Origin of the sequence: Cyclonatronum sp., assembly GCF_022565315.1 — a bacterium.
Taxonomy (GTDB): domain Bacteria; phylum Bacteroidota; class Rhodothermia; order Balneolales; family Cyclonatronaceae; genus Cyclonatronum.
Map to the genome: position 1 here is coordinate 1 of NZ_JAIUMX010000138.1, position 8,073 is coordinate 8,073.

2 protein-coding genes are annotated in these 8,073 nt (G+C 48.0%); both read right to left on the bottom strand.

Going from position 1 to position 8,073, the window contains the following annotated elements:
• Positions 1-4,195, bottom strand: a 4,195-nt coding sequence (locus tag LAT75_RS14310) for a LamG domain-containing protein (protein ID WP_291483361.1), incomplete at its 3' end; no start/stop codon positions are given.
• A gap of 356 nt (positions 4,196-4,551) precedes the next feature.
• Positions 4,552-8,073, bottom strand: a 3,522-nt coding sequence (locus tag LAT75_RS14315) for a response regulator (protein WP_291483362.1), incomplete at its 5' end; no start/stop codon positions are given.

Below are 8,073 nucleotides of genomic sequence, written 5' to 3' on the forward strand. Positions count from 1 at the left end.
AGCTGCTATAATCAATACGCAGGGATGCAGCGGCGGAATCGGGGGCGCTTAATCCCCAAACCTGAGCCGACCGCGCGGTGATACCCAGTTCCTGAAGCTGCGGGTCGGAGAAGTTCTCTCCGGGGGTATCAGCGGTGCGCAGGGCGCGGTTCAGCCCGCCGAATGCATACAGCCTAACATCGCTGCCGGTCAGGTTTTCTATACTTATGCTACTGCCGGAATTACCGGAGCTTCCTGTCTGACCTGATGCTACAAAAGCCGATAGCTGACCGATGCCGGGCTGACTTGGCTCCCATTCTCCGCTGCCAAAAAGGCTGGCGTTAAAGCCATTGCGCAGATCGTAGGCTGTCGTGCCTGTGCCTTCATCAAAACGGTAGTAGGCTTTGAGGTTTTGGAAATCGGGCTCCAGCACAGAAATGGTGCGGTGCATGGTTTGGCGAATTTCCTCCGGACTGCGTGCCGTGTTCCAGATACGGAGTTCGTCTATGCGCCCATTCAGGAAATTTTCGTTATTCCATTGGCCGATATAGACATTTCCTTCACCCATAAAAGGCCCGGTGGCAAAGTCGGTTCCATCGGCTACCCCGTTCAGATATACGGTACGCGCGTTGGTGTTCACATCATAGGTAAAGGCAACATGCGACCATAGCCCGGCCGGAACGTCGGTCTGCCCGGTTAAGTCATCGCCATAAAAGCCCATGTGTACCCTGCCGTTTCGCAGAATGAGGTGTATGGTGCGGGAATCGGGGTTACCACTAATATTCTGACCCAAAATGGTTCGGTCTCCGGAAACTGACGAAGGTTTCACCCAGGCCTCAACGGTGAAGCTGCTGTTCACCAGCCCGAGCGCACTGCCGCCAGTATTGGTAGCAAGCGCGCCCCCGAGGTTTAGGGCAGATCCGCCGCCGTAGGGGGGAGCACTTATGATAAAATTCTCTGTTAAATTGCCCGGATCCGATATCAATAAGTTTCCGGTTTGTTGAATTACGGCTGAAACAGAGAACGGAAGCGAATTTTCGTAATTAAAAGAGAATACAAAAGATTTAGAATCATTTGCATCAATATTACCGATACTGAGAATATTCGTAGTGCTGTCGAACTCCGGAATTTCTGAGCCAAAACCAGGAAGAGTAATATTTTCGTCCCATTCAAAAAGTAAAGCCATATTTTGGGCAACATCCGGGCCCTGATTTGTTAGCTGAATCTCAACCCGAATGTCATTTGGGTTTGGGTCATCCATACTCAGGAACGAATGGGTTATAATTGGCTCTATAACCCTAAATGAAGCTACACTGTATTCACCCCGATGAATAACTCCGGATCTGGTAAATACCCGCGCTGATGTGTCATTATTCCAGTTCAGGTCAGGTACCCAGCTGCTGTCAGGATGCGGGCGAAAGATTACATAAAGCGGGTCATTCAAAAGGTTTTCGCCAACGGCTGTACCATAGCTTAGGTCCAGCTGACCTGTTATCTCTATATCTCCTCTGGGAACAAGCCCGAATGTGGTGTTGAGCCGGTTGTTTACAATCGTTTGAAATCCGTTTACAGTGCTGAACTGCTCACCCGGAGCATTAATACTGCGAAGCGGCTTAGAACCTTCACCTTTCTTGTAAAGGTGAATTGCATTGGTTGTGAGTCCGGATACGACCAACTCATCTCCGGCAGAACCAATGTTTGCATCATTTCCGACAGTTGCAAATGCACTTACATTTCCGGCAGGTACCCCGCTAAAAGTTACCCAATCCGGCGATCCATAAAGAGTAGCGTTAACCCCTTTGAAATTGAAAAGGATATCACCTTGATTAGCATCAAACCTGTAGTAACTGCTTAGGTCATGGAAAACATCTGAATCAGGGTTGATGGTCTGATGTAACAGCCAGGAAGAAGTTGTGGTCCACAAGCGCAGTTCATCCATCTGACCACTGAAGTATCCGTCGCTCCCCCGTCCTATGTATAGCTCCGAAGTCCCGCTGAAATGATTGGCTGCGGTCCGGCTGCCATCTTCAATGCCATTCAGAAAAATCTTTTGCTCCATCGTATCGGCATCATATACAAAAGCCAGATGATACCAGATATTTGATTCAAGGGCTGTATTGCCTGTAAGCACGTCTCCGGAAAAACTCATGAATGCATTTCCATCATGAAGTCCAATCTGTAATCTTTCACCTGAATCACCGGAAAGCTGGCCTAAAATTACGGATGTACCGTTTAAATTATCGGGCTTGACCCACACATCCACAGCAAAACTGCTATTTGTAAATCCAGCATCTTCAGCAGATATATTTGTGGATGCATACTGATTTGACCCGTTAAACTGCATCGCAGAAGCCATTCCGTAGGGAGGTGGTGCAATCTTGACGGTATAATTTTGCGTGACAACGGTATCGTTTTGATCCAGATAACTTACCAAAGCCGACAAAAAGCCCACTTCTGAATCTGTTTTTTGTACCGTAACTGTTATAGACGCCGATTGCCCACTTGAAAGCGGTCCGATAGTCCAGGTAGAGTCGGTAACCGTACCCGAGCTGAAGCTCAGATCACTCAAATTCTGCTTGCTAAAAACTACTTCTGCATCGCTCATTAAATCATCAAATCCGTCATTGCGCACTGTAAGCTGAATGGATGCAGTTTCTCCATCATTCAATATCTCTATGTTGGAAGAAAACTCACTAACCACATCAAAATCAAATATATATCCCGGCGGAAAATCGAGCGGTATAGCCTTCAGATATGGGAATGACTTGCCCTCAATAATGGCCCAGGGACCTGATTCCGAAAAGTCAAATCCTGAAAAACTTGAAGCCTGATATAATTGCGAGAGGGATAAGCCCGTGCCAAGCGTGGAGTTGACCGCACCACTTGAGTTCGTATTCCAATATCCATTAGCCTGTAAACCTGTGTTCACAATCGCATTAATTGAATCCATAAAAATATTTGGATTAAATACACCTCTATTGCCAGTTACATATACATTACTTACAGCACCAGTTTGTACATAAGCTATGCCTGAGCCTTCAAAGTTTGAATATATGTTTCCTGTTGCATAGGCATTTGTAATTGTACTGTTATTAGATAGATATCCGGTTATTCCGCCTACATATTGCTTACCACTTACGGTTCCTGTAGTAAAAACTTCTGTCAATATCCCACCCCTAGTTGTACCAACAAGTCCACCAATGTGTGTATAGTCTTCAAAAACATTATCAATTAATGCTGTATTTGCAAAAACACGGCCTGTTGCAAAACTTTGGTGCATAGTCACCATATTTGATGAATTAGAAATAATACCACCAATCAAACCGCCTAATAGGGCTCTTCCTCCTACAACCATTGTAGAATTACTTTGAGCAACACTCCCTCTTCTTTTTCGTCCAACTAATCCCCCAGCTAGTGCATCGGAATTAATTGTGCCCTGAGTCGAAGATCCTACAATAGTTCCAAAACTTTCTCCTATCAATCCTCCCACATATACTCTACCATAAATAGTTCCGCTAAAACTAGAGTTGGAAATCGTGAGGTCATTATTGCCATTTCCGATAAAACCACCTACATGATCTGATAAGGAAGCGTTTATAATAGCATTATAAATATGCACATTATCAATTAATGTCGTTACATTATTTTCAAAAATACCACCCGCAATGATTCCTGCTTGTGATGAATTTGTTGTTATTTCAGGAGAATCGATATTTATATCCCGAATAACTGTGTTTTCATTAATACGACCAAAAATACCCGTAAAACCTGAATTTCTGTTTATATACAGTCCCTTTATAGTAAACCTGCCGCCGTTGCCATCCGAGCCGGATATATTCACATTACTAAACATAAATATCGGATTCCAACCTTCTCCTCCATTTGCGCTTTCACTCGCATAGGTGTGATATCCTGCAGTAGTTTCATCTAAGTCGTTTATTAACTGAAAGTAAACACCGTTCGTATTACGAATGTTATGAAGATGTTCCCATGTTGATATTTGAAAAGCTGTTTGAGGTGTCAGGCCATCACCACCGGCAAAGCCACTATTCAGCAAAAAATCGTTTTCTTCAGAGTTGGTAAATATCTGGTTTTTCGCGTCTAAATCAATGCGCTCTGTTGATTGTGCAAGTATTTCAATAAATAAAGTGCTAAAGCACAGAACCATTATGGTTAAGATTGAATATTTTATCATAAACTTGTTGAAGTACTTCATAATTGCTGCAATATTATTTCTGATTTATTTTTAGCTCTGAACACACTTATTCATGTATTCAATTAAGAGACAAGCTAAAATAATTTAGTTTTGGGGTGTTAGTACGCATTTCCCAAACTATAGTACGGATAGCCCAAAAAACGGGGTTGAACGTACTCCAGGCCCCTTTTCAGACCTGTATGGGGTAGTTTGGGTCAGATTAGTTGCCAGGAGAGGGGCTTTGAGTTTCGGGGTAAAAAAAGGTTCAGGGGCTAAGCACACATTTCTGAATTTAAACATCCAACCCGCTCCCGGCTGTAAAAACGGCCTTGATTTCACAACGTAATTCCGAAAAGGGCAGCGGGCTACTCCCCGAATCAAACCCCTTCTATAAATTGTTTTGGCGTTACCCCTTTGAGCTGCCTGAACACCCGGCAAAAGTAGCTCAGGCTGTTGAATCCCACCGCGTAGGCGATCTCACTAATGGTTCCTTCCTGCTGCTTCATGGATGCACAGGCCAGCTCTATGCGTCTTCTTCTGATATATTCCTGCGGGCTGCACCCGGCTTCTTTTTTGATGAACCGATTTAAACTTGAACTGCTCATTGCAAGTGTTGCGCCCATATCCTGAACGGAGTAATCCGGGTTGTGAAGATCGGCATCAATTTTTTGCTGCCAATCCGGCATCGAATCAGGCTGATGTGCGCTCGTATCTTTTGTTGTGACTGCACCTGCCGCTGCTTCTGTTCCGGATGCTGATGGCACCGGTTTCAGCCTGAGTTTCTGCCTGTAATAATTTCTCAGGCGCATCAGCAGGGTGAGCTGCCCGAATACCCGGGCGCGCAGTATTTCCGGGGAGAATGGTTTGGTGATGTAATCATTCGCGCCCGATTCCAGGCCGGTCAGCTCATTATGGTTTCCGCCTTTTGCGGTAATCATGATGATGGGGATGTGCGCGGTCTCCGGGTCTTCTTTAATGATGCGGCTCGCTGAAATGCCGTCGAGCCCGGGCATCATCACATCGGATAGGATGATGTCGGGCTGCAGCGATTTGGATATGGCTACCAGCTCAAGCCCGTTTGCGCACTCGGCATAGCGGTACTCATTGCCAAGGACCGAGCGGATAAACGCACGGATATCATGGTTGTCGTCGGCGAGAAGTAGCAGGGGGATGTCTTCGGACTCGTCAATTGTTGCTACGGCTGACAGATTCGCCTCCGGTAAGGACTCTGTGCCGCTGAACGGAAGGTGCCTGTGCTCGAAAGGCGGTGTATTTTGCGGATGCATTTGGATGCTGTCGTCATCTTCCAGAACGGTATAGTCGGCCTTGATGTGGGCAAGACCTGTTTTACAGCCAATCGCTACTTCGGTTCCGGCCTGCTCTTCTGATGTGAGGGCAATCTCCATGCCATGAAGCCCGGCCACATATTTTACCAGGTTCAGTCCGATACCGGAGCCGGAGGTGCTCAGTAGTCCGCTCTTGGCCCGGTAGTAGCGGTCGAAAATATGCTGCTGTTCACCGGCGGGAATCCCGATGCCGGTATCTTTCACCCGGATTTCAGCGGTTTCACCGGTGATGATGCAGCTCAGGGCTACACTTCCATCTTGTGTGTATTTCACCGCATTGGAAAGGATGTTGGAAAAAAGAAGTTCGGTCAGCTCCGTATCGGCGTATATCCAAAACGGCTCATCGGGCAGCTGTAAGTGAAACTCAAGGCCTTTTCGCCGGGCGAGCTCGCGGTACCATCCGGCAATTTTTCTGAGCAGGGCCGTAAGTTCAACCCGGCGCAGCTGTAAGGTGTAGGTTCCGCTTTCCATTTTGGACAGATTCAGGATCTGATCTATAAGCGAAAGCAGGCGGTTTGAATTTTCGAGGATGCGCTCATACTCGCTGATGCGCTTTTGCAGGGGGAGGGTTTTGTCGGCAATCAGCCGCTCGGTTGGTCCCTTAATCAGCGTAAGCGGAGTGCGAAACTCATGGCTAACATTGGAGAAAAAGGTGCTTTTGATTTTATCCAGCTTTTCAAGCTGTTCGCTTTTTTGCCGCACTTCTTCGGTGCGCAGGGCTACCTGCTCCTCGAGCTCGGCCTGACGCTCCAAAAGTTGCTGCGTTCGCCATTTCGAGAATCCGAAAACGATGCCGATGAAAAAGATGCCGTATCCCAGATATGCCCACAAACTCCGGTACCAGGGCGGAAGGATGGTGAAGGTGAAGCTCGCCGGCTCCGAGGGTACATAATACAGGTTACGCCCGCGCACGCGGAAGGTGTAGGTGCCCTCCCGCAGGTTTCGGTAATCGACATAAAGCTCGTTCGTCCAGTCTGACCAATCAGTGTCGGCACCTTCGAGTTTGTACTGATAGGCGTTCCGGTCGGCAGGCAGGAAGGATATCAGACCGAAGTTGAAGCGCAGGTTGTTGCTGTCGTATGCCATCACCGGACGGCTGCCGTTTTCTGACCTTCCCCAGCCCTGATACACCAGCGAATCGGATGCCGTTACATGGGTGATGTGCGTCCGAAACTGCGGCAGCGGCCTGTTCGGAATGTTCGGATCAAAATAGCCGATTCGGTTAAATGCCTGAAAATAAACCCTGCCGTTGGCTGATTCGTGGATGGCACTCACGTTGCGGTACACGGCCATGCGGGTGAATTCACTTTCGTGCCAATCGTAAAGGCCGGTCGCTTCATTGTAGGTCGATTTGCCGATTTTCAAGGCGGCCCGGGCAATCCAGGTGTTTCCGTCGCGGCCCGGTGTTACCGGCCATACCCGGAAACCGCCTTCCTCTCCAAAGAGTGCACCGAAGCGGGTGTCTTTTATGATGGCATCCCGCTCCCCGTTCAGCCGGTAGAAGCCGTCTTCGGTGATAAATCCCACATCATCGGGCGTCTGCTTGGTGTAGTTGTAGCTGTCCGCCGGAAGCCCGTCAGCCGCAGTGAACTGCCGGTGAGCTGTTACTTCAGGAAGGCCGGCTTGGTCTCTCCTTACTTTCAGCTGAATGACGCCGTTTCTGCCCGTACCCAGCCAGATATCCCCGTAGCGGTCTTCATTTATGGTAAAAATGGTGTTTTCGTAGGGGAAGATTCGGGTAAAAGAAAAGGTTTTGTCTGCGTTGAGGGAAGCTGCCCAAAGCCCGTCTCCCAGCGCATTGAAATAAAAAAGAGATGCTGATTTCCGGCTTCCTGCCAGACTAAAAACCCGGCCTTCATCAAAAAGCATGGTGATGTTCCCGGACACATCATATACATACAATCCGCCGGAAGTGGCAATCAGCAGTCCGGCAGGCGTTTCATGGAAAGCGTAGATTACCTGATCTTCAATTATTCTGGAAAAACGATTGGCCTCACCTTTGTAAAGACCGTTGTTTGTGCCTGCAAAAACAAGCTGATTGAACTCGGTTACTGTAACAAGGTCGCTTTCCGGCAAGCCCTGCGTTCCCAAAAACCTTCGCATGGGCCGCCCGATTTCAATAGCGGTAATTCCGTTAGCTCCTGAAACCCAAAGCGTTCCGTCCGCATCCTGATAGAGCCGGTGAGAAAGGGTAGCTGTGAGCAGATTTTGATCTGAAAAGTGGTACGTCTGTTTTCCGGCTGCATCAAACACGAATACGCCGGCAGAAGCGGCAACAGCTATACTGCCATCATGCAGGACAAGTACGTCACCAATGCCGATAAAACGCTCGTTACTGAAATCCTGAAGCTTTGCTGAATGGTGCCAGTCGCTACCGGTCAGTATCCAAAGGTCGCCATTTGGGGTAAGGGCTGCAGGTTTACCGCTGAGATTCAGCAAGTAAAGTGATGAGGTAATGAGAGGAAACGCGCCATTGGTTAGCGTTCCATCTGCGTCATAATAATAGAGCCCGCGACCGGAATCGTGAATCCAGGTTTGGGAACCGATCTGCCG